Source organism: Desulfomonile tiedjei (assembly GCA_016212925.1).
Lineage (GTDB): Bacteria > Desulfobacterota > Desulfomonilia > Desulfomonilales > Desulfomonilaceae > JACRDF01.
The window spans coordinates 1-19,667 of sequence record JACRDF010000039.1 but is presented as its reverse complement, the minus strand read 5'-3'; the positions used below and the strand labels follow the sequence as shown (position 1 = coordinate 19,667).

Here is a 19,667-nt window from a genome sequence, read left to right as displayed (position 1 = left end):
CGGCGACTGAAAATCATCAGATCCTTCGGGAGAGTAGCCGGGGAGGACGTTTTTGCAAAAACGCCCTCCCCGGACCCCTCCCCAAAAACTCCCATAATTTTCAGGCTTACCGCCGCGTGCACCTGGATTTTCAGCGCAATCTTTCTCGGTATGGCCCTGTGAACCGACAATCTATCGTGAGCCGGTTCGGCATGTAACAGAAGTTGTTGGAGAGCAAGTGGATTTTCTGATCAAGGCCTTTTATAGCGCTTGGAGCCTCATATTCGGATTTGATCCAGAGGTCTATTTCATTGTCTGGACATCGGTCAAAGTGGCTACTTCAGCCACTTTTTTGGCCTCAGTCGTAGGTGTGCCCGTTGGGCTCGTGTTGGCCCTGCGGGACTTCCGAGGCAAGCCACTGGTCATGGTCATTTTGAACACCTTGATGGCCCTGCCCACAGTGGCTGTCGGGCTGCTCCTATATGCCTTCCTGAGCCGTCGAGGCCCCCTGGGCGAGCTGGGGCTTCTTTTCACGCCTGCGGGAATCGCTGCGGGTCTGTTTGTTCTTGCCCTTCCCACAGTAATCAATCTGACCCTGACCGCGATCCGCAGCGCGGATCCCAGGCTATTTGTAACATGCAAGCTGCTCGGCGCAACTCCGGTTCAACAGGCGTGGAAAATTCTGAGAGAGACCCGGTTCGCGGTCACAGCGGCCATTGTAGTTGCATTAGGAAGAGTGATCTCTGAGGTCGGGATTGCCATGATGCTGGGTGGCAACATCAAGGGCTTCACTCGGACCATGACCACTGCGATAGCGCTCGAGACAGGCAAAGGTGAGTTCGAGTTGGGACTGGCGCTGGGAATGATTCTGCTGATGGTCGCTTTCGGGATCAATGCCGTCCTCTCTCTGCTGCAAAGGGGTGAAGGATGACCCCGGCTTACAGCGTCGAAGGACTTGAGTTCGGTTACGGGACATGCCCGGTGCTTTCCTTGGACAAGCTGGAGGTTTCCGCGGGCGAAATCGTGGCTTTGGTGGGTCCTAACGGCGCGGGCAAAACCACGTTGCTTCATCTGTTGGCTTTCATAGAACCGCCCCAACAGGGTCGGATTTCTTTTTTTGGCGAGAAGTCCACCCGAAAGAATCTTCTTCCTTTTCGCCGCAGAGTAGGACTGCTACTGCAAAAACCTTATTTGTTTCACACCACCGTGATCGCCAATATCCTTTGGGGACTGAATTTGAGAGGCATATCAGGCGCCGGGGCGAAGCAATCCGCTCTGGCCGCGCTCGATCGCGTGGGGCTAATGGGTTTTGAGAATCGCCGAGCGAGCGCGCTCTCCGGAGGTGAGGCTCAGCGAGTGGCTCTTGCCCGTGCTCTGGTTCTGGAGCCGGAGGTCCTCCTCCTGGATGAGCCGTTTACCCACATGGATCAGCAGAACGTTCAGCGAACCGAAGAGATAGTTGTTCATCTTAACAGGGATCGAGGCGCCACTGTTGTTTTCACCACGCATAATCCTTCGAGCGTGCAGCACCTGGCTCATCGCATACTACATCTGTTCCGAGGCAGACTCGCAGCGGGATCTCCTGATAACCTGTTCAAGGGGGAGTTGATTGAAAACGGGACGGTCTTCGACACCGGCCGGATCAAGGTCCGTCTGCTCGGGCCGGTGAAGCAAGGGAATTGTCTTTCGATTGACGCTTCACAGATTGTCCTGTCCGTCAATTCGTCGCAAACCGACGGGCCGAACGTATTCCAGGGCCGAATCGTGGCTCTCACCCAGGAAAACGACCATATTCGAGTGGAAGTCCTAGCGGGAGAACGCTTCCAGGTAGTTGTTAGAGCAGATCAGGCCGAAGCCTATCGTATCGGGCAAAGTGTCGCACTCTCTCTCGATGCCGAGGCTACCTGCATCTTCTGATTCCGATTCTTTCTTAGGCAGTGAATTTTCGGGAGAAGCTTGCCGGCTAAGAAAAGGTTCTCCCCGCTATTTCCGCTTCCCGCGGCTCGACAGTGACCTTCCACAATTTGATGGCCTCCAAAGCGCGGTGGGCCAGGAATTCCTTTTTCTGTTTCTTGCCTATGCCTGAAGGAGGCGGGTCCATGATCCCGAAGTTCACGTTCATGGGCTCGTAATTCTTCGCGGGCTCATCGCGGGTATGCTTCATGAGCGCACCGAGCGCGGTGGTCGCGGGCGGCAGTTCGGGAGTTATGCCTTGTGCAAGCATGGCTGCCATGATTCCAACCGTCAGCCCCGAAGCAGTGGACTCCACATAGCCTTCCACACCCGTGATCTGGCCTGCAAAGAAAACATGAGGCTGTGATCGGGACCGGGAAAACTCGTCGAGCAGCCTTGGCGCGTCGAGGTATGTATTTCTGTGGACAGAGCCGAGCCGCTCGAAATTAGCGTTTTCCAGGCCCGGTATCATTCTGAAAACCCGTTCCTGCTCTGGATGAGTCATTTTCGTCTGGAAGCCCACCAGGTTGAATAAGGTCCTTTCCCTGTTCTCCGCTCGGAGCTGAACCACGGCGAAAGGACGTTTGCCCGTTGTAGGATCTACCAACCCAACCGGTTTCATAGGACCGAACGCCAGAGTTTCAGGCCCGCGGCGGGCCAGTTCCTCTACAGGGAGGCAACCCTCGAAATGAGGAATATTCTCAAAGGGGTACGGATCGACCTTGTCCGCGTTCAGAATCGCCTGAACGAATTTGCGATAGGCCGCCTCGTCCATGGCCGCGTTTAGATAATCCCCTTCGCCGTCGCTGTAGCGCGACCCATAAAAAAGCTTGTTCATGTCCAGAGAGTCGGCTGTGACGATAGGCGCTATCGCGTCATAGAAATAAAGGCCGCCCGCGGCCAAAACCTGGTTTATGTCCTCGGCCAGGGCAGCGGACGTAAGCGGACCCGTCGCGATAATTACCGGCCCTTCCTCCGCAGGCGGGATTCGTGTGACTTCGGCTCTCTCGAGTGCAATCAGAGGATTTTGGCCTATTCTGTCGGTGATAAACCGCGCAAAGTGCTCCCGATCCACTGCAAGGGCCTTTCCCGCCGGAACCGCGGTAGCGTCCGCTGCTTCCATGATCAGAGAGCCTATTATACGCAGCTCTTCTTTGAGCAGGCCGACAGCAGACTGCAAGGAAGCGGATCGCAGCGAATTGGAACAGACCAGTTCAGCCAGGTCCGGAGAGGCGTGCGCAGGTGAATAAGTAACAGGCTTCATTTCCCATAAGCGCACGTTGACGCCTCTTTTCGTAAGCTGCCACGCAGCCTCACACCCCGCAAGTCCTGCGCCTATGATTGTGATTCTCATGTTATTTCCGGGTCCGTTAAGCAGCGGAAATTAAGGGCAAAACCCTTTGCAGAACGACTTCCTCGTGAGTGTTTTGCTGAACGCAGTATAGAGAGGAGTTACGGGCACCACAAGGGGGGTAGGCCGATGACCGTTCCGGCGTAGTGGTACGGCGAACTAAGCGAGGTTATTGGTTGGGTGCCACTGCTGGCTTGTCCAGCAGTGGCACCCGATGCGGGGAAACTGTCCAATGTCGGCCCATTGCCAGGAAACACGGCGAATGCTGGCTGGACAATCGGACATCATTTTTTGACAAAAGCCATTTGTTGCTGTCTACGTGCCCCAGAGTGATGCGAGCCAACGTCTGCTCTTTGAAAAGAAGGGATTGGCTTGTTGGGTCTCTTTGTTCTTGTCTTTCGGCTCACGCTGCTTGGAGGCAAGCATGGTATCCGCGGGTCCGAGCACGGTCACGCGCACCGGCGTGATGCCTTTCTGCTCCATACCGAGCTTACGAGCCGCGGCAAGGGAGAGGTCTATCACCCTCTCGCCCACAAAAGGGCCTCGATCGTTGATCTTAACCACTATTTCCTTCTGGGTCGCCTCATTTGTGACCTTGACTAAGGTGTTCAGGGGAAGGACACAATGGGCCGCGGTCATGCCGTGCATATCATAGACTTCACCGGAAGAGGTCTTCTTGCCGTGGAATCCGGGGCCGTACCAGGACGCGACCCCGCACTGAGCAAATCCCGGGGAGACCTTGTCCATGGGATAATATTTTTTGCCAAAGACCGTGTATGAGCGCCGGGTGTCTTTCTTTACGAGCGCGGCCTTTTGCGCGCAGGCTGAGCAAAATAACAGTATTAATCCTGATATAATCGTAAGTTGTAATAATTTATTATACTGATGCATCTGTTATCTGTCTAACAGCTCATGATATAATGGTATTTATCATAAAATACTCAAAAAAGTCAACAGGCTCGTGGGCCGCACAAACACAAATCAGTGCATCGAGCCGATCCCATTGAATCGTGAGCTTCAACCGGCGGCGATAGACTCCTTGACGGGACGGGAAAATCCAGTGTAATCTCATGCTGGTGAGCGTTTGGATGCCGTTCGGATGGACGGGGCTGCTCAGACAGGAGATTGGCGGGACCGCTTAAATGTGGACCGGAATACAATACCTTCGGAACCCAGGACTCAATTCAATGCTTCTAAAAGCCGCGAGGTGGATCTGCGTTATCTCGTCCCTTTTGGCGATCGCTGGATGCGATATGGAGACCCTCGTCAGAAATAAGGTCCCTGGACCCTTGAGAGATCTCCTCTCTTCCGGCCAACCTGGCCGTCCGGGGGTCAAAGGTCCAGCGGGAATGGTGCAGCCGCCGAAAGCGGCAATCGTTCAGCCGGCTAACAACAGCGTTTTTCCGATGGGAAAGGAAGTTGTGTTTCGGGGAACCGCGGAAATCCCGGGTCAACCGGGCGCCAAGCCGGACCTGACGTGGACGTTGTTCAAGGAAAAGGGTCAACAGGGAATTCCTCTGGGGAAAGCCTTGTCTGCAAAGAAAGTCCTTGAGGCCGGAAACTATCGCGCGGAATTCGCCATGACGTATGAGGGACAGCGGGTTGCCAAGAGCGTTCGATTCCGGGTAGTCCACAGTGTGGCAGGCCGGGTGCTCACGTCGGATGGCAAAGGCTTGGCCGGAACCGAGATCATCTTGTCCGACCTCGACCAAAAAGCCGAGGTTTCCCGTACGACTTCGGGGAAAGACGGGAGCTTCTCCGTTGAGATTCCACCGGAAGGCTATTTCCTCTTGGAGCCGCGACAGAAAGGTTTCAGTTTCAATCCTTTCCAGACTGTTGTCCGGTATCAGAAGGACGCTGCGGAGGCCGAGTTTGCCGCTGTCAAAGCTGAAATAAAGGATATCCGCGTTACCTCGTCGCCGGACAGTGACGAAGTCCTCACCCGTCTATGCCCGGATCAGGAAGCATGCATCAAGTTCGGGCTCGAGTCGCAGGAAAAAACGGAACGCGTGGACGCGTTCCTCGTCAGAATTATTTCTCACAGCGAAACCCTGACTCAATTGGATCGAGTGAAGGGAGCGACCTCTGATACAAACTTGGCCGAGCCCGGCCCCCAGGCATTAAGGGTCAAAGTGCCGATTGATTTGCACATCGGGGTGAAGGAGGTCTCTTACCGCGTGGCCCTTAAGTTTAGAGACGACAAGGGCCTCATATTCGCCAAACAGGGGTCGGAGTCCGTCAAACTGGATCTTCCAAAATGCATGGCGGGATTTTTGGCGGAAGCGGTAGCAATGCATCAAAAAGAGGACTTCCAAGGAGCGATGAGAATTTACGGCCTGATTGCAGACATCAACAAGAAGCTTGAAGATCAGGCCCCCTTCGTCCCGTATGTGGAAAAGACGCATTTTAACAGGGCCCTTGCCTACGCAGGCATGGCGCTTGCTTTACCCGAGGGAGACGCCAAACGCCGCGAGTATCTTGCAAAAGCCCTGTCCGACCTCAGCTCCGTGCTGAAGGTGCGCAAAAAGGATGTTCAGGCCCTCTTGCTGAGAGGCACCATAAAACAAATTATGGGAGACGATGAATCCTCCTTGGAAGATTTCTCCGCGGTGCTGAACGTCGATCCTAAATCCGCGGTGGCACTGGAAAACAGGGCCGGGGCACTGATTAGAACCAAGAAGAAAACGAACCTGTCGCAGGCTGTGGACGATCTCACTGAGGCTATTGCTCTGGAACCGACGGCAAAGGGCCTCAGGAAAACACGAAGCGAAACCCTGAGGCTTCTCGCCAAATCCCAGGATGAAGGGGAGGCGGCGAAGATCAGCGCGTCGGAAGTGCAGCTTAGACCCATTGACAAAAACCTGGCATTGGAGAAGTACCTCCGGAAGTAATTCAAGCCCATACTGGCATAGACGCCGTAACTTAAGACCCGTGGTCCGAATAGGGTATCACTGTCAGCCGCCGGTTTTGGTAGAAACATTGGCGAAAAGCTATGAGAGATACACGTTACGGAGATAGGCCGGTGGGGCCCTCCAGCGAACAAAGGCCAGCCCGTGGACCGCTATCCGCGATGCGCGTCAGCACAATCTGAAAGCCCCATGTTCACGCACTCCAAAAGGTTCGTCTCAGTTTGGAAATTGCTTGGGCTGCTTATCGCGACCGGGATTATTGCCGGATGCTTTGCCGCGGGAGGGATCTCAGAGATCCGCTCTTTTCCTTATCCTCTTGTTTACCAGGACGAAGGCCTGGAGAGATTCTCGGATGCGGAAAGTGACACATTTATCGAGGTGCGCAAGGCCAAGATTTCTCGGCCCATAGATAACCTGGCTATTCATTATCAAGCACTTTTTCCGGGGGGCGAGATCATCAGGCCCGGCGACCACGAAGAATACTTGAGCATAAATGGGAAAAATGCGTACAAAGTGGTGTTCCGAACCAAATACATACGAAAAAGGAAGCGTGTGCCTGATCAAACAGCCGACGCTGAACCGCCGCCCGGCTGGACTCGCAAGACAATCGAGGACCCTGTGAGCGGCAAGCCGATTCCGGTGCTTTACGGGCCGGTCATACCGCAGGAACGGATACTCTATCTTGTGGAAGGGTCTACTTATCTATATTATATTTTGATGAGCGCAGACGGTGATGCCATTGAATCGGCGCGAAAAAAATTCGAGAAGTTTGTTCGGGAAGACGTGAAATATCTCTAAACAATTGCGCGAGTGGGAGAAAACAGTTGAGATACATAGGTTCAGTTTACAGGCCTCCAAGTGAGGCCCACAGCTTGATAATACAGGTCGCACTAGGTTGCAGCCACAATAAGTGTACCTTTTGTGGAAGCTATAGGGACAAGAAATTCGTTATCCGGAGCATGCAGGAGATTCGAGAGGATCTGGAAGACGCCCGGTACATGGGGCCGGTGGAACGAGTGTTTCTTGCAGACGGGGACGCTCTGTGCATTCCCCAGAAGCGGCTGGTGGAGGTCTTCCAGGCTGTTAACGAGATCATTCCGTCCGTTCAAAGAATAGGGATCTACGCTAATGCCCGGGATATACTCAGGAAGTCGGTGGAGGATTTGCAGGAACTGAGGTCTCTCAAGCTCGGAATTCTGTACTTGGGAGTGGAAACCGGCGATTCACAATTGCTGGAAAAGATTCGCAAAGGAGCCACATACGACAAACTGGTTGAGGCGGCCCGAAGGGTCAAACAAGCCGGGATAGCATTGTCGGTGACGGTCCTCCTTGGAATAGGGGGAGTCGAAGCCGGCGAGCGCCATGCCCGCGAAACGGCTCGGATACTGACCGATATGGACCCGGATTATGTCGGCGCGTTGAGTATCATGTTGGTGCCGGGGACGCCGCTCCACCAGGAATATGTCGAGGGGCGATTTCGGATACCCGATCCGTTCGATCTGATCAATGAGTTGAGAATCATGATCGCGGAATCGTCCTTCACCAACTGCGTATTCAGGTCCAATCACGCGTCCAACTATTTACCCGTGAAGGCAACACTGCCAAGAGACAAGAAGGAGATTCTTGCAGCGATTGATCACGTACTTGGCTCCCGCGATCAGAGGACCCTGCGACCCGAATTCTTGAGGGCCTTGTAAATACATCCACGTACAATTCTATTTTTGCAGTGATTTATTACTACTGACAATTGAGCCGAAGGGGGTGCAAATGGACCGGTGGCTGGGAATTGATTGCGGATCGGTGAGTCTCAATTTGGTGCTGCTCACCGATGAAACGCCTGACCCCATTTCGATTTATCGCCGCACCAGCGGAAGGCCTCTAGTGACCCTCATTCAGGCCGTGGATGAGTTGATCCGTCTCCTGGGCGAAAACGTTTCCCTTAAATCGGCCCTGGTGACGGGCAGCGGCCGTGAGCTTCTTTCGGAAAGCCTTGGTATCCCCGCGATAAATGAAATCAGCGCACACGCCACTGGTGTTCACCGGGTCAATCCTGACGTAAGAACCATCATAGAAATAGGAGGCCAGGACAGCAAATTCATTAGGATAGAACCACCGGTCTCGGGCCATATCCCAAGGGTGCCTGTGTTTCGCATGAATGAAATATGTGCGGCGGGAACGGGCGCTTTCTTGGATGAGCAGGCCGAAAGGCTCCAAATAGGAGTCGAGTCCTTCGGGCCCCTTGCATTGCAGAGCAGCAACCCGTCGCCAATTGCGGGACGCTGCGCAGTTTTCGCCAAGACCGATATGATTCATCAAGCCCAGGAAGGGACCCCCATACCGGACATCTTGCTAGGTCTGGCTTTTGCTCTGGCCCGCAATTTTGTGGCCACGCTGATCCGGGGTGAGCCCCTTGTTCCGCTGGTGTCCCTTCAGGGCGGAGTCATGGCCAATGCGGCTGTGGTTCATGCTTTCCGCCGGATCTTCGACCTGGACACCGAGGAAATCACTATTCCTCCTCATTTTAACGTTCTTGGAGCCGTCGGCTGCGCAGTACTGGCTTCCCAGGAAAATCCGCGCGAAGGATTTTCTCTGGAAACGATCAAGCGCATGGCTGAAAAGGCGCTCAAAGCGCCGGCTCGCCGCTCCTTCTTTCCTGCCCTTAATCCGGGCCTCAATAGCGAACCGCCGCAACTCATGCCTTGTCCCGATGCCAAAGCTTGTGAAGGTCCTCTGGTAATGGGTATTGACGTGGGATCGGTATCCGTCAAGGGGGTGATCATAGACAGGGTAGGGCGCATCCTTCGCGATGACTATCGCCTATCGAGGTCGCGGCCGCTTGAAGCGCTGGAGCAGGTCATTAACGCCCTTACCGGGGACGGCCTTGTTCCGTCGGCCGTAGCGGTCACCGGCAGCGGGCGGCATCTTGCGGGAAGGCTTTTGGACGCGGATCTCATAGTCAACGAGATCACGGCCCAGGCCACGGCTGCTATCAGCCACGATCCGGAGGTCCAAGCCGTAGTCGAAATAGGGGGACAGGACTCCAAGTGGATCTCGTTGCAAGCGGGCAATGTGCACGACTTTGAGATGAATCGAGTCTGCGCCGCGGGAACTGGGAGCTTTCTTATGGCTCAAGCGCAGCGCCTGGATTTGCCCATGGGCCGAGCTTTCTCGGATGCCGCGTTCTCCTCCAAGATGCCCGCGGACCTGGGAAACCGATGCACTGTCTTCATGGAATCCGACCTGATCCATCATCAGAACAATGGGGCTTCCTCAGAAGACCTCGCCGCGGGCGTGTGCGTAAGTATCGTCCACAACTACCTGGAGAGGGTCGCGAACAACAAGCCGTTGGGACAAAAGGTATTATTCTTGGGCGGCGTGGCTGCTACGCCCGCGGTGAAGGCCGCGTTCGAGCAATGCACCAAACGTTCGTACGTCGTTCCTCCTTTCTTTAGGGTATCCGGGGCCCTGGGAGCGGGGCTGAAGGCACTGGAAAAACTCGATGGCAGGGAAATGACCCCGAAAGTGCGAACCGGAATCAGCCTCCATCACGGAGAAATCCGGGGCCAAGAATTTACTTGCAAAGGATGCACGAACAGGTGTCGGGTACACCGCTACCGTTACCGCGACAGGTTGTTCTTTCACGGCGGCTTGTGCGACCGATGGGAAACGGAGGACGGATCTTCCGACGGCAGGAGGGACAACGATCTGTTCTCGATTCGCTCTCAACTACTGGACAGGTGGGCCGCGAGCAATGGACAGGCGGCTCAATCCTGGGGCATGGTGAGGTCTCCTCAGTTCTATGAGTGGTTCCCCTTTTGGAAAGGATTCTGTGAAGAACTAGACATTTCCCTGGTTGTAGCTCCCGTGGCCCACAGAAAGCAATTTGAACGCGGGCACCGCTATCTCAGGGTCGAGACATGCCTTCCCATGAAGGCGATGGCCGGTCAGATAGAAGCCCTGGTTAATTCCGGGATAAAGGTTTTGTTTCACCCCTCGATCTTAAGTGAAGCGCCGCAGACGCCGGACGGCAAGCCCCGAGACCATTGCCCTTATATTCAGGCCTCTTCCCAGTTTTTTCGAGGCGCGTTCGATGTGGAATGGCAGGAGCCGGTTACAAGCTTTGAACTCGATCCGGACTCCTTTCGACGAGACCACATCCGATTTGCGCGCAATCTCGGCTTTTCGCGAAAGCAGGCCGCAGCAGCTTTGGACCGAGGGCTCGAGGATCTGGAAAAGTTTCAGGCCGAGTTGCGACTGGCAGGCGAGCGCTTTCTCAGTTCACTGGGCATCGGGGAGCAGGCCCTGGTAGTCTTGGGCAAACCATATCATCTCTCCGACGCGTTCCTTAACATGAACCTCGGCAGTCTTTTTCAAAGGTTGCGAGTTAAGGCCATTCCCGCGGACCTGTATCCCGCTGGTCCGACCAAGTTCAAGCCCGAGGTTTCGTGGAAGTACCAAGGCGACTTGATTCGGACAGCCCACGAGATAGCAGATAATCCCTCACTATTCCCCATATTGATCACATTTTTTGGTTGCGGGCCCGACCCGTTTACCCTTCGGCATGTTCACGAGGCCCTCGCCGGGAAGCCCCTGCTGGTTCTCGAAATGGATGAGCATTCTTCGCGAGCAGGATTGATCACTCGAATCGAGGCCTTTCTGGACCGCATAAAATCACCGCGTCGTATGGCCGGCGGGCGCTCGCCGCGGCAAGCATCATTCGAGCCATCCGTGGGGCCGCTCTACCGCATGCGTTGGCTCAAAGGGCCTGCCGGGACCCAGGGGACAGAGCGAGCGGAACCCTCCGATGCACCGAGACATCTTCAGTCAGGTGGGCCCTCCTTTGCTCGTAGCGGACGGCCAAGGCCCGAAGTGCTGTACATGCCGTACATGGGGGAACATGCTTACGCTTTCGCTGCTGCTGCAAGGTCCGTGGGCATCGATGCTCGCGTGCTTCCGCCGCCTGACGACGAATCCGAGCGCCTGGGGCGACCCCAATTGGTGGGCGGCGAGTGTCATCCGTACGCTTTGATTTTGGGTGACTATCTTAAACTGTCGGGGAACCTGTCTCCCAATGAGGCCGACAAATCCCTGTTTTATATAATTGGCCCTGACGCGTGCCGGTTGAGCCAATTCCCGATTTATATAGACAAGACCAGGAGGCGTTTGGGCCTTTCAATTGGCGTCATATCGGAAATTGACCAAGTGCTTGCCGCGTTTGGTGTTTCGCATCGGAACAGGCATCAGGTGCTGCTAAAGGGCTGGGAAGGTCTAAACGCCTATGACGTGCTGGTTCGCCTGTTCTTACAGATTCGCCCTGTGGCGGAAGACCAAACGGCCCTGGAATCTACCTATGCCTGGTGTCGAAACCGGTTGTTCGAGGCGATCTCAAAGGATCGTGTCCGAGAAGGAATGGAAGAAGTTCTTCACGATCTCGGTCAGGTTCGTGTGAGAGACGGCGATCCGCGGCCTGTTGTTGCTGTTACCGGCGATTATTACACTCGCGTGGTGCCCTATGCCAACAATGACGTGTACCGGGAGATCGAATCTCTCGGCGGATTGCTCTCGTCCCCGCCCACATTCTCGGACTGCCTGAAGATGTCGACTCTAAGGGACCTGACGTGGAGCGTTTGGAGCCTTCGGTCACAGGAGGCCCTTCGCAGCGGCATGCTTTACGCTTTCATGGCTGTCTCCGAATTCAAGGTGAAAGGCTCTCAAGCGGTAAGGCAGGCATGGAGCACTCCGCTGGATCTCTCCGGCTGGAGTATGTGGAAGTCCGCTTCGCATCACGCTCATACCCGCCTGCCGTCCGGGATTACCGCGCCGATTGTCACAGCTTTGCAGCAGGTTGATGACGGCGCGAACGGTATATTGAATCTCATGACCCTAAATTGCTCGTACGGGACGGTTGTGACCGCGGCCCTCTCCAGAGCGCTCAAGCAAAAGCCGACGCTGCCCATGTTGACCCTGGTCTACGATGGGCTCAAAAAGACCAATGAAAAAACGCGGCTCGAAGCCTTCATGACTCAGGTCCACGATCATTTTCGGAACGTACGGGAGACTAATCGTAAAACAGCCGCTTGGTTTTGACCGACAGACCAGCAAACGATCTATCACCGCAGAGGCCGCGGAGATCTCGGAGTGTACGGCGCTCACGGCCGTGCGCGCTGTACCCCTCTCTGCGCTCAGGGTTCACTGCGGTGAAATGATTTTCTCCGACCTCCGCGTGCAACTGAACGGACACGTTGATACAATCTCCCCCGTAGACAGCGTACAAGAAACAAGATATACTTTAGCCCGCGAAAGCGTTTCAAAGAGGGATCTTCTTCACCGGTAGCGGGGAAATAACGGTGTTTCCAGCCGGACTACGGGCATGGAAAACCGGGCCGCAGAGGAGTTCTCTCCCTGTGCACCGGAAATTCAAATCGGTTCACAGAAATACTTCCCAACTAATCTCGGAGATAGTCTTGCGCAGCCTGACGCAAGTGACTGCGGGTACACTTGGGGAAGCGTAAAGTTTAATAGGGCGAGGTCGTTGCGGCACAAGCGAACACCCAACCTGGAAACACAAGAAAAGGTCCGCGAATTTTCGACCCGTAGCAGACCTGACTTCTAACTCCTCATGCCTCCACAGGCCTCAAGTATCTCGGTCCCGACCATGAAAGGAGTCTCACTGTATGCGAGTGATCACCGTGTGCGTGGGCAGCGCGTGCCATCTCAAGGGGTCCCATGAAATAATCAACTATTTCAAGGAAGCTATAAAAGAGGCAGGACTGGAAAGTCAAATAGAGCTGAAGGGCACTTTCTGCATGGATCAATGTACGGACGGCGCAAACATGCTCATTGACGACCAGATATTTCACATAGGTTCTATTGAAGACGCTCGAAGGATATTCGAAACTGAGATACTCCAAAAGCGCAAATAGAAGGTGAACCAACATGAGCCCGGGTAAGGTCAAGCGAGTGCCGTGGAGAAGTTGGGGCGATTTTACGGGTTGGGCCCAGGACTTCTCTCTAATGAAGAAGGTGTTGGGAGGGTTCCTGGGAGTCGTGGTCCTGGTGGGGCTGGTAACCAGTTTTATCGGGACCCGGTTGGCTCGGGACACGATTATCGACAGTGCCAGGATGCGATTGTTGAGCGACCTGGCCACCGCCAGCTACATTCTTAAGAATTCCCAGGAAAATCTTGAACTCAAAATGCGCTTGACCGCGGGCTCGGAAAAGATCAGAGAGTACCTGGAAAAAGGCGACTCCGAGGCCATCCGCAATCGTCTCGCATTGATTTCAGTCGAGAACGACCTGGATTATCTGTCGATCACCGATGACAAGGGCCGCGTAGTTGCCAGGGCATTTGTCCCCAAGGGACGAGGCGAGGACGTTTCCGCCGATCCCCTTATTTCTGCGGCTTTGGCAGGGAAGCATTCGTCAGGCTTCACCCTTGCGTCGGATGAACGGCTCGTGGCGGAAAACCCTGGCCTTTCCAATCGCCTGAAGGATTCTCAGGACCGTAGAGGAATGGTTTTGGAGGCGGCCCGACCGCTTATGATCGGGAACAAAGTCGCCGCGGTCCTTTACGGAGGCATTCTACTCAACAACAACAACCTTATTGCAGAGCGCATTTCCAACCGACTCTTCAGAGGGGAAACGTACGGAACAAGAGAAGTCGGGTTCGTCACCATATATCAGGGGGATCGGGCAATCAGCAGCACCCTCAAGGGTGACGGAGGCCTGCCGCTGATCGGTTTCAAAGCAGGCGACCAGATCCGTGACGGCGTGATCGAGAAGGGAAAGGCTGACGTAACATGGGAATCTCAGCTCGGTGAGAAATATCTCTCTGCAGCGGAGCCCATCCGTTCAGCCGACGGCAAAATCATAGGGGCCATGCAAGTGGCCACCTTAGAACAACCCATCACATCGGTTATTGACCGTCTCGTAGCTACTTTCATCGTTGTGGCTTTGCTCGGCGCTCTCCTTATGGGGGCCATCTCCTATGTCCTGGTCAAGTGGATTAACAGGCCCCTGGAACAAATGCTGCATGCCGCCAGAAGGGCCGCCGAAGGCGACCTCAGCCACGAGGTTCCCGTCATAGCACGGGATGAAGTGGGAGAACTAGCCGCGACTTTCAACCTCATGATACGCAACCTGGCTGCATCTCAAAACAGGCTCGAAGAATGGGGCAGGGAACTTGCATCCAAAGTCGCCGCGCAGACCGGAGAACTGAACCAGGCCAGGGAACAAGTAGCCAGAGTCAAGAAGCTAGCTTCGCTTGAAAAGATGGCGGATGGAATGGCGCACATCATGGCCCACATTTCAGACCCCCGAGTCGGAATGGCCGGGCCGGAGGACGCTGGCGGCACTACGAGCCGCATACTTATCCTCGACGCGGACGAAAAGGTCTTGGACATATGCCAAAGGATACTGGAGGGCGAAGGGTTTGACGTGACGCTCACCAAGTCGGTCAGCGAGGCGCTCCATGAACTGGAGAACGAATTTTTCGATGTAGTGGTCGCTGACGTGGACATGCCGGAGATGGGTGGGCAAGAACTGCTTAAAGAGATGAAGTACAGGCAACCCGAAGTCCTGGTTATCATGACCGCTCCGTTCAAAGCAACTGAAGAAGCCGTGGAAACGGTCAAGATGGGTGCGTTTGACTACATCCCGAAACCGTTTGGTCCGCACCAGATACTGCTTATGGTTTACACCGCCCTCCAGACCAGACAGATGGTGGAAAAGGCTCGGCTTCAACACGCTGAACAGCGAGCTGAAACGATTTTCCAAAGGCTCCCCGTTGCCATAGCCCTTGCCGACGAGGCCCATAGAGTGGTCTATCACAACAGGGCCTTCATTGAGCTTGCCTCCAAGGACGGCAATCAAGAATCCGTCCAGGGGAAAACTTTCTTCGAACTCTTTGGAATTGATCCGCTGGACAAAACCAGAGGGGATGACGAAACAGGCGGGTCACGGTGGTTGCAGTTGGGCACGGTGGGCCGCACGGCCAAGCTCTACAATTTTGAGTTGCCCGAAGAAGACCTGAGGGTCCTTATACTTCTGGACATCACCGAAACGGTAATCAAAGATCAGCAAGCCGATGTGTTTAAGACTGAAACCATCACCAGAGCCCAGCAGGTAATTCATCAGCAGATGCGGGTGGCGCAGGAGATAGCCGGATTGCTAGGCGAGACCACCGCAGAAACGAAGGTGGCCCTTTTTGAGTTGATCAAACTTGCCGGTGAACAAGGGGAGTCGAAATGACCGAGCCGTTGTTCATCGAATCCGGCGGGGCCAACATTTCAAAGCACGGCGAAATCTTGTGTGGGGACTCTTTGTCCGTCACCCCCATAGCAGGCGGAAAACTGATGGTTCTCTCCGATGGGTTGGGAAGCGGCGTCAAAGCCAACATCCTGGCCACCTTGACCACGCGTATTGCAACCAGGCTCATGGAGCGAGGCCTGCCGCTGGAGGAAGTGGTTGACACGCTTAGCGATACTCTTCCAGAGTGTAAGGTGAGGAAGATCGCGTACAGCACATTCACATTGCTGAAAGTCCAGGATGACGGCAGAGTGTACTTGGCTGAATTCGATAATCCGCCCACTTTCTTTCTCAAGAGGGGCTACGTAAGTAAATTGAATTACAAAGACAGGGTCTGCGGAACCCGGAAGATCCGGGAGGCCCATGTCCACGTTGATGCAGGTGACTGGCTCGTAGCCGTCAGCGACGGTGAGATTCACGCCGGGATAGGCGGCCTCCTGAACCTCGGATGGGACTGGGAGAAGATTGCAAAGTTCTTGGAAACGCAAGTATACGAGGACATTTCAGCACAAAAAATTGCGCAGATTCTGGTAGACCAGGCCCGGCAATTGTATCAGGACAAACCGGGCGATGACACGACAGTGGGAGTTCTGAAGATCCGGCCGAAGCGGTTCGCTACTTTTATGATAGGTCCGCCGGTCAAGCGGGAAGACGACGATAACGTTGTTAGACTCTTCTTGGACAGCCCGGGACGTAAGATTGTGAGCGGCGGCACGACTGCCGGAATTGTCGGCAAAATGCTTGGAAAGGACGTGGTGGTGGACCTTACGACCATGACGAGCAAAATCCCACCCACTGGAAAGCTCGATGGGATTCATCTGGTCACAGAGGGGGTCCACACGGTGAACCATGCCCTGGAAATACTCCAGAAGGTGTCGGACACCGACGAACTAGTCGGGGAGAGGGACGGCGCCAGTCGGTTGGCCTGGGAGTTCCTGTATGCAGATAGCATCAACATCTTGCTGGGCCAGGCGATAAACCCTGCCCACCTCAACCCGAACCTTCCCCAGGAGATGGGCTTTAAGAGCCGTAGTGTGCAGGCCGTCGCCAACCTGTTGAGGGAGAAGGGCAAAGAGGTAACGCTGGAAATTCGCTGATGGGTGCCTGATACCAGTTCGCAATAAATAACCTGACTTTGGGTGGACAGGTGGCATGTCTCTGGAGCGAAGTCAGGTCCGCCGTTCGCAGCGGAAGAGCCATGCCGCCTGTCTCATAAGGAAAATGGCTAGCCGGTATGAGAACCCATGCGCGGCAAGCGCACGCGGATCTTGATAATTCGGAAAATTTTAGTATAATTCCAGCGTTCGGGCAGGACTCGGTACCTTGATCCGGGATCCTAGTCCGAATTAATTTTTTGGTCTTTATATTAGAAATTAAAGGAACGAACCGCAAATGAACCTTGACTGTCCAATTTGTGCGACTGAAAGCCGAAATGTTGACGGTTTTGATCTTATTGCCGTGCTGGGACTGATGAAGGAGTACAATTGGCAGGAGATATGGAAACGCTACCGGCCCGAGGATTCCTCCAACGACAGCATAAGCATGTATGTGAAGGCAGATCGCTACTTTGTCGAACTGCATATCCAACAAATGCAGAGGATCATATTATCCGAGAAATTCAACACCAACCCGTTTTTTATGCAGCAGATCATTCAGCGGATGACCGCGTCTCACGACCACGATCTGATCATGAGCAAGATCCGGCAGCAGGGCCTTGACACCGGAGATTCTCCGATCTCGTTATCCTGCTCCATGGGAAACACCATTATCGACCTGATTGCGCACAGGAATGAGCCTTTTTTTGAAATTGCCGAACGCACGCACGGCGCCACTCACATCGAGGTCGTTGAGCAGCGTCCTTTGGACGTACATGATCTCTCTTCGATCCTTTATTTGTGCCAACAAAACCTTACAGAGGCCATATTCCGCCGTTACTACGACTCACAAGCAGGGCGGGATAACGATTCCGGCCAAGGCGCCGTGAAAATGCGGGTCAAAGTGGGACATTATGAGGTGAACCTTAGCTTCCGGTTCATGCCGACTAATAGGGAAATAGGCATTCGGCCGCCCGGAAATGCTTCGGTCTTCACCATTCATCAGGTCATCCAGAGGATGAATTTCAGGCATGCCCCGGAACTGATTTTGAAAGAAATGCAGGACGTGGGCCTCAGCGTCACTTTGGAGCAGGTGCAGCGGGAATTTTCTTTGTCCCGCTTCATCAACAACACGGCCCTGACATTCAATTTCAACAAGGCGTAGAGGTTGGCCGCGTACGAAGCAATATGCAAGAGCCTTCACCGCCGAGAGCGCCGAGATCGCTGAGAGTATGGAGCGCACGGCCATGCGTTCCATACTCTTCTCTGCGCCCTCCGCGTGCTCGGCGGTGAAAAAATATTCTACCACCTGCCCGCTTAGCTCAAAGGACCTATCAAGACTCATTTCTTGACAAGCGAGGCTTGCCTTGCTACGAATATACTTACGGTCCCATCGTCTAGAGGCCTAGGACACCGCCCTCTCACGGCGGAGACAGGGGTTCGAAACCCCTTGGGACTACCAACATAACCAACTGAAATTAAGCGTTAAACTAAACACGGCATAGCTAAAGCAATTTGGCAAGGTTTTGATTTCGGGCCCTTTTAGGGCCCTTTGCAGAATGGAATGTGCTTATAGGGGGTATTCAATGGATCTAATCTTTCCCACCTTTTAATTGGAACTGTATTCCACGCCGTGAGGCTCATCCGCAACAGGGGAACGGCCCTCCATCGATTCTGGAAACTGCATTGCCTGCATTTGTACTTGGCGCTTCCTTGGATGTTGTTGCGGAGTGCGCGAAGACTGACCGCGCAAATGAGAAACACGGGATAACGCCAATGGCCTCACAAAGTTGGATATACCAGGGCTGCCCAAGATTCGGGTTGCCCTAATTACACAATCTCATTAAAAAGGGAGGTGCGGAATGCCCCGTACGGATGTCACAGCTGGGTACGGTGAATATGTTAGAATCTTGTGCGAAGCCTATGTGTTTCCTCAAGAGCTAAGTTATCAAGGCGTGGGAATTCATCGAGACAATGTGGTGGTAGAACGAGTAGAACGAGACGGACAAAGCTGGTGGATAACCTGTCGCGCCCGGTACTCGGGGACGATTATGGGCATTGGAGTGGCTGATCGTGCCAGAGTTCATTATGATAACGGAGGTATCCGAGTGGATTTGGGCGGGTTGCACGGTGTTATCGACACTGGGGCAGCATTGAGTTGGTTTAATGATCTGATCGCTCAAATGAATGATGGAAGAAAGCGCAGCATAGCTCCCACATCGGGGAGAAATTACATAGAGGTCTATTTGGAAAACCAGGCTGGCCCCAGCGGAAATTCCGCCCAGCGTTGGATTATGGTCTCCACAGATTTGCCTGATGTAGTTCTCTTCCAGAATTATAAGCTCAGGAATGAAGGGCACGACAGCGTGTTGGATTATCGGCATGGTCCAAATGGCAGAGAGGTTCTATCCCTTGAGGGACGGGATGGTCAAAACGGTAATTCTGGACAGAGATGGATACTTCGACCAACTGACGAAAACGGAATATTCCTGATGCAAAATTACCGATTAACCCGACACGAGAACAGAGACTTTGTAATAGATTACTGCGACGGAGATGATGGCAAGTTTATATGTCATATGGAACAGCGGCAAGGCACGTATGGCAACTCCGCACAACGTTGGTATGTAACCAAGATTGAAGAACCTGCCCTATACTTGATCAAGAGTTTCCGACGCAAGCGAGACAACAATGAAGACCTTGTCCTTGATTGGAGAAGGTAATAGAGAGTCACATTACCAGCCTCGCCGAACCGCCGCTGGAGTGCTTTCGACCGCGTGAAAGGGTATTGCTGAGTCTTCATAAAAGTTGGAGCGTCCCGATAAGGGTGGGCGTTACTGAATAGATTGTAGGGGCAACAGAAAAAGGGGGATCTCCCTTTTTCTGTTGAGAGTTCATCCACAATAGGAGGATGCTCGGCATGGCAAAATTCCTTGGCTCATCCGACAAGTGCGTACTTTGTCAGATGTAGTGCATAGATTTTGAGGACGAAGAATTCACGGTCACGGAATCCATAAGCTTGTCTTTGCAGTGTTTTGATTTTGTTGTTGGTTGCCTCCAATGGGCCTGTGGATA

14 protein-coding genes and 1 tRNA gene are annotated in these 19,667 nt (G+C 54.0%); 12 read left to right on the top strand and 3 right to left on the bottom strand.

Annotated features, from left to right (window positions below; all coding sequences use genetic code 11):
* Nucleotides 1–217 precede the first annotated feature (217 nt).
* Both HY913_15830 and HY913_15825 read left to right on the top strand, forming a co-directional pair.
* Entirely contained in the window at nt 218–910 is a 693-nt protein-coding gene (locus HY913_15830; GenBank protein ID MBI4964748.1) for an ABC transporter permease, read from the top strand.
* Nucleotides 907–1,896 carry an ABC transporter ATP-binding protein gene (locus HY913_15825; GenBank protein ID MBI4964747.1) on the top strand — a complete coding sequence of 330 codons (990 nt, stop codon included), beginning with the start codon at nt 907–909 and terminating at the stop codon, nt 1,894–1,896. The genes HY913_15830 and HY913_15825 overlap by 4 nt, the downstream gene beginning before the upstream one ends.
* Before the next feature lie 46 nt (nt 1,897–1,942).
* Here the strand turns inward: HY913_15825 and trmFO are convergent, their stop codons facing one another.
* Both trmFO and HY913_15815 read right to left on the bottom strand, forming a co-directional pair.
* The gene (trmFO, locus tag HY913_15820) at nt 1,943–3,286 is read right to left on the bottom strand and encodes a methylenetetrahydrofolate--tRNA-(uracil(54)-C(5))-methyltransferase (FADH(2)-oxidizing) TrmFO (GenBank protein MBI4964746.1); all 1,344 of its coding nucleotides are present in this window, start codon (nt 3,284–3,286) and stop codon (nt 1,943–1,945) included.
* Nucleotides 3,287–3,598: 312 nt separating this feature from the next.
* Nucleotides 3,599–4,174 carry a septal ring lytic transglycosylase RlpA family protein gene (locus tag HY913_15815; GenBank protein ID MBI4964745.1) on the bottom strand — a complete coding sequence of 192 codons (576 nt, stop codon included), beginning with the start codon at nt 4,172–4,174 and terminating at the stop codon, nt 3,599–3,601.
* 296 nt (nt 4,175–4,470) lie between these two features.
* Here HY913_15815 and HY913_15810 point away from each other — a divergent pair, with 296 nt between their 5' ends.
* The 10 genes from HY913_15810 to HY913_15765 all read left to right on the top strand — a co-directional run bounded on the left by HY913_15810 (nt 4,471) and on the right by HY913_15765 (nt 19,315).
* Nucleotides 4,471–6,174 carry a hypothetical protein gene (locus HY913_15810; GenBank protein MBI4964744.1) on the top strand — a complete coding sequence of 568 codons (1,704 nt, stop codon included), beginning with the start codon at nt 4,471–4,473 and terminating at the stop codon, nt 6,172–6,174.
* Between the two features lie 207 nt (nt 6,175–6,381).
* Nucleotides 6,382–6,990: a hypothetical protein gene (locus HY913_15805; protein ID MBI4964743.1), complete on the top strand. Its 609-nt coding sequence runs from the start codon at nt 6,382–6,384 to the stop codon at nt 6,988–6,990.
* Between the two features lie 26 nt (nt 6,991–7,016).
* A complete protein-coding gene (locus tag HY913_15800; GenBank protein ID MBI4964742.1) occupies nt 7,017–7,889 on the top strand; it encodes a radical SAM protein in 873 nt (290 codons plus the stop codon).
* Between the two features lie 70 nt (nt 7,890–7,959).
* Nucleotides 7,960–12,279, top strand: coding sequence for a hypothetical protein (locus tag HY913_15795; protein ID MBI4964741.1), 4,320 nt, complete (start codon nt 7,960–7,962; stop codon nt 12,277–12,279).
* Between the two features lie 587 nt (nt 12,280–12,866).
* Nucleotides 12,867–13,115 carry a (2Fe-2S) ferredoxin domain-containing protein gene (locus HY913_15790; GenBank protein ID MBI4964740.1) on the top strand — a complete coding sequence of 83 codons (249 nt, stop codon included), beginning with the start codon at nt 12,867–12,869 and terminating at the stop codon, nt 13,113–13,115.
* Nucleotides 13,116–13,128: 13 nt separating this feature from the next.
* Complete coding sequence (locus HY913_15785; protein MBI4964739.1) at nt 13,129–15,441, top strand: response regulator; 2,313 nt, start codon at nt 13,129–13,131, stop codon at nt 15,439–15,441.
* A complete protein-coding gene (locus HY913_15780; GenBank protein MBI4964738.1) occupies nt 15,438–16,595 on the top strand; it encodes a SpoIIE family protein phosphatase in 1,158 nt (385 codons plus the stop codon). The genes HY913_15785 and HY913_15780 overlap by 4 nt, the downstream gene beginning before the upstream one ends.
* 295 nt (nt 16,596–16,890) lie before the next feature.
* A complete protein-coding gene (locus tag HY913_15775) occupies nt 16,891–17,757 on the top strand; it encodes a hypothetical protein (GenBank protein ID MBI4964737.1) in 867 nt (288 codons plus the stop codon).
* A 221-nt stretch (nt 17,758–17,978) separates the two neighbouring features.
* Nucleotides 17,979–18,054: transfer RNA gene (locus tag HY913_15770), tRNA-Glu, on the top strand.
* A gap of 400 nt (nt 18,055–18,454) precedes the next feature.
* Nucleotides 18,455–19,315: a hypothetical protein gene (locus HY913_15765; protein ID MBI4964736.1), complete on the top strand. Its 861-nt coding sequence runs from the start codon at nt 18,455–18,457 to the stop codon at nt 19,313–19,315.
* A 215-nt stretch (nt 19,316–19,530) separates the two neighbouring features.
* On the opposite strand, the gene HY913_15760 is transcribed toward HY913_15765, so the two are convergent.
* The coding region (locus HY913_15760; protein MBI4964735.1) for a transposase at nt 19,531–19,667 on the bottom strand (137 nt) is incomplete at its 5' end.

Excerpts from the sequence above, each read along its gene's own strand:
- HY913_15765 (MBI4964736.1), top strand. The coding sequence starts at position 18,455 with ATGCCCCGTACGGATGTCACAGCTGGGTACGGTGAATATGTTAGAATC.
- HY913_15810 (MBI4964744.1), top strand. The coding sequence starts at position 4,471 with ATGCTTCTAAAAGCCGCGAGGTGGATCTGCGTTATCTCGTCCCTTTTG.
- HY913_15795 (MBI4964741.1), top strand. The coding sequence starts at position 7,960 with ATGGACCGGTGGCTGGGAATTGATTGCGGATCGGTGAGTCTCAATTTG.
- HY913_15825 (MBI4964747.1), top strand. The coding sequence starts at position 907 with ATGACCCCGGCTTACAGCGTCGAAGGACTTGAGTTCGGTTACGGGACA.
- HY913_15780 (MBI4964738.1), top strand. The coding sequence starts at position 15,438 with ATGACCGAGCCGTTGTTCATCGAATCCGGCGGGGCCAACATTTCAAAG.
- HY913_15785 (MBI4964739.1), top strand. The coding sequence starts at position 13,129 with ATGAGCCCGGGTAAGGTCAAGCGAGTGCCGTGGAGAAGTTGGGGCGAT.
- HY913_15815 (MBI4964745.1), bottom strand. The coding sequence starts at position 4,174 with ATGCATCAGTATAATAAATTATTACAACTTACGATTATATCAGGATTA.
- HY913_15805 (MBI4964743.1), top strand. The coding sequence starts at position 6,382 with ATGTTCACGCACTCCAAAAGGTTCGTCTCAGTTTGGAAATTGCTTGGG.
- trmFO (MBI4964746.1), bottom strand. The coding sequence starts at position 3,286 with ATGAGAATCACAATCATAGGCGCAGGACTTGCGGGGTGTGAGGCTGCG.
- HY913_15790 (MBI4964740.1), top strand. The coding sequence starts at position 12,867 with ATGCGAGTGATCACCGTGTGCGTGGGCAGCGCGTGCCATCTCAAGGGG.
- HY913_15775 (MBI4964737.1), top strand. The coding sequence starts at position 16,891 with ATGAACCTTGACTGTCCAATTTGTGCGACTGAAAGCCGAAATGTTGAC.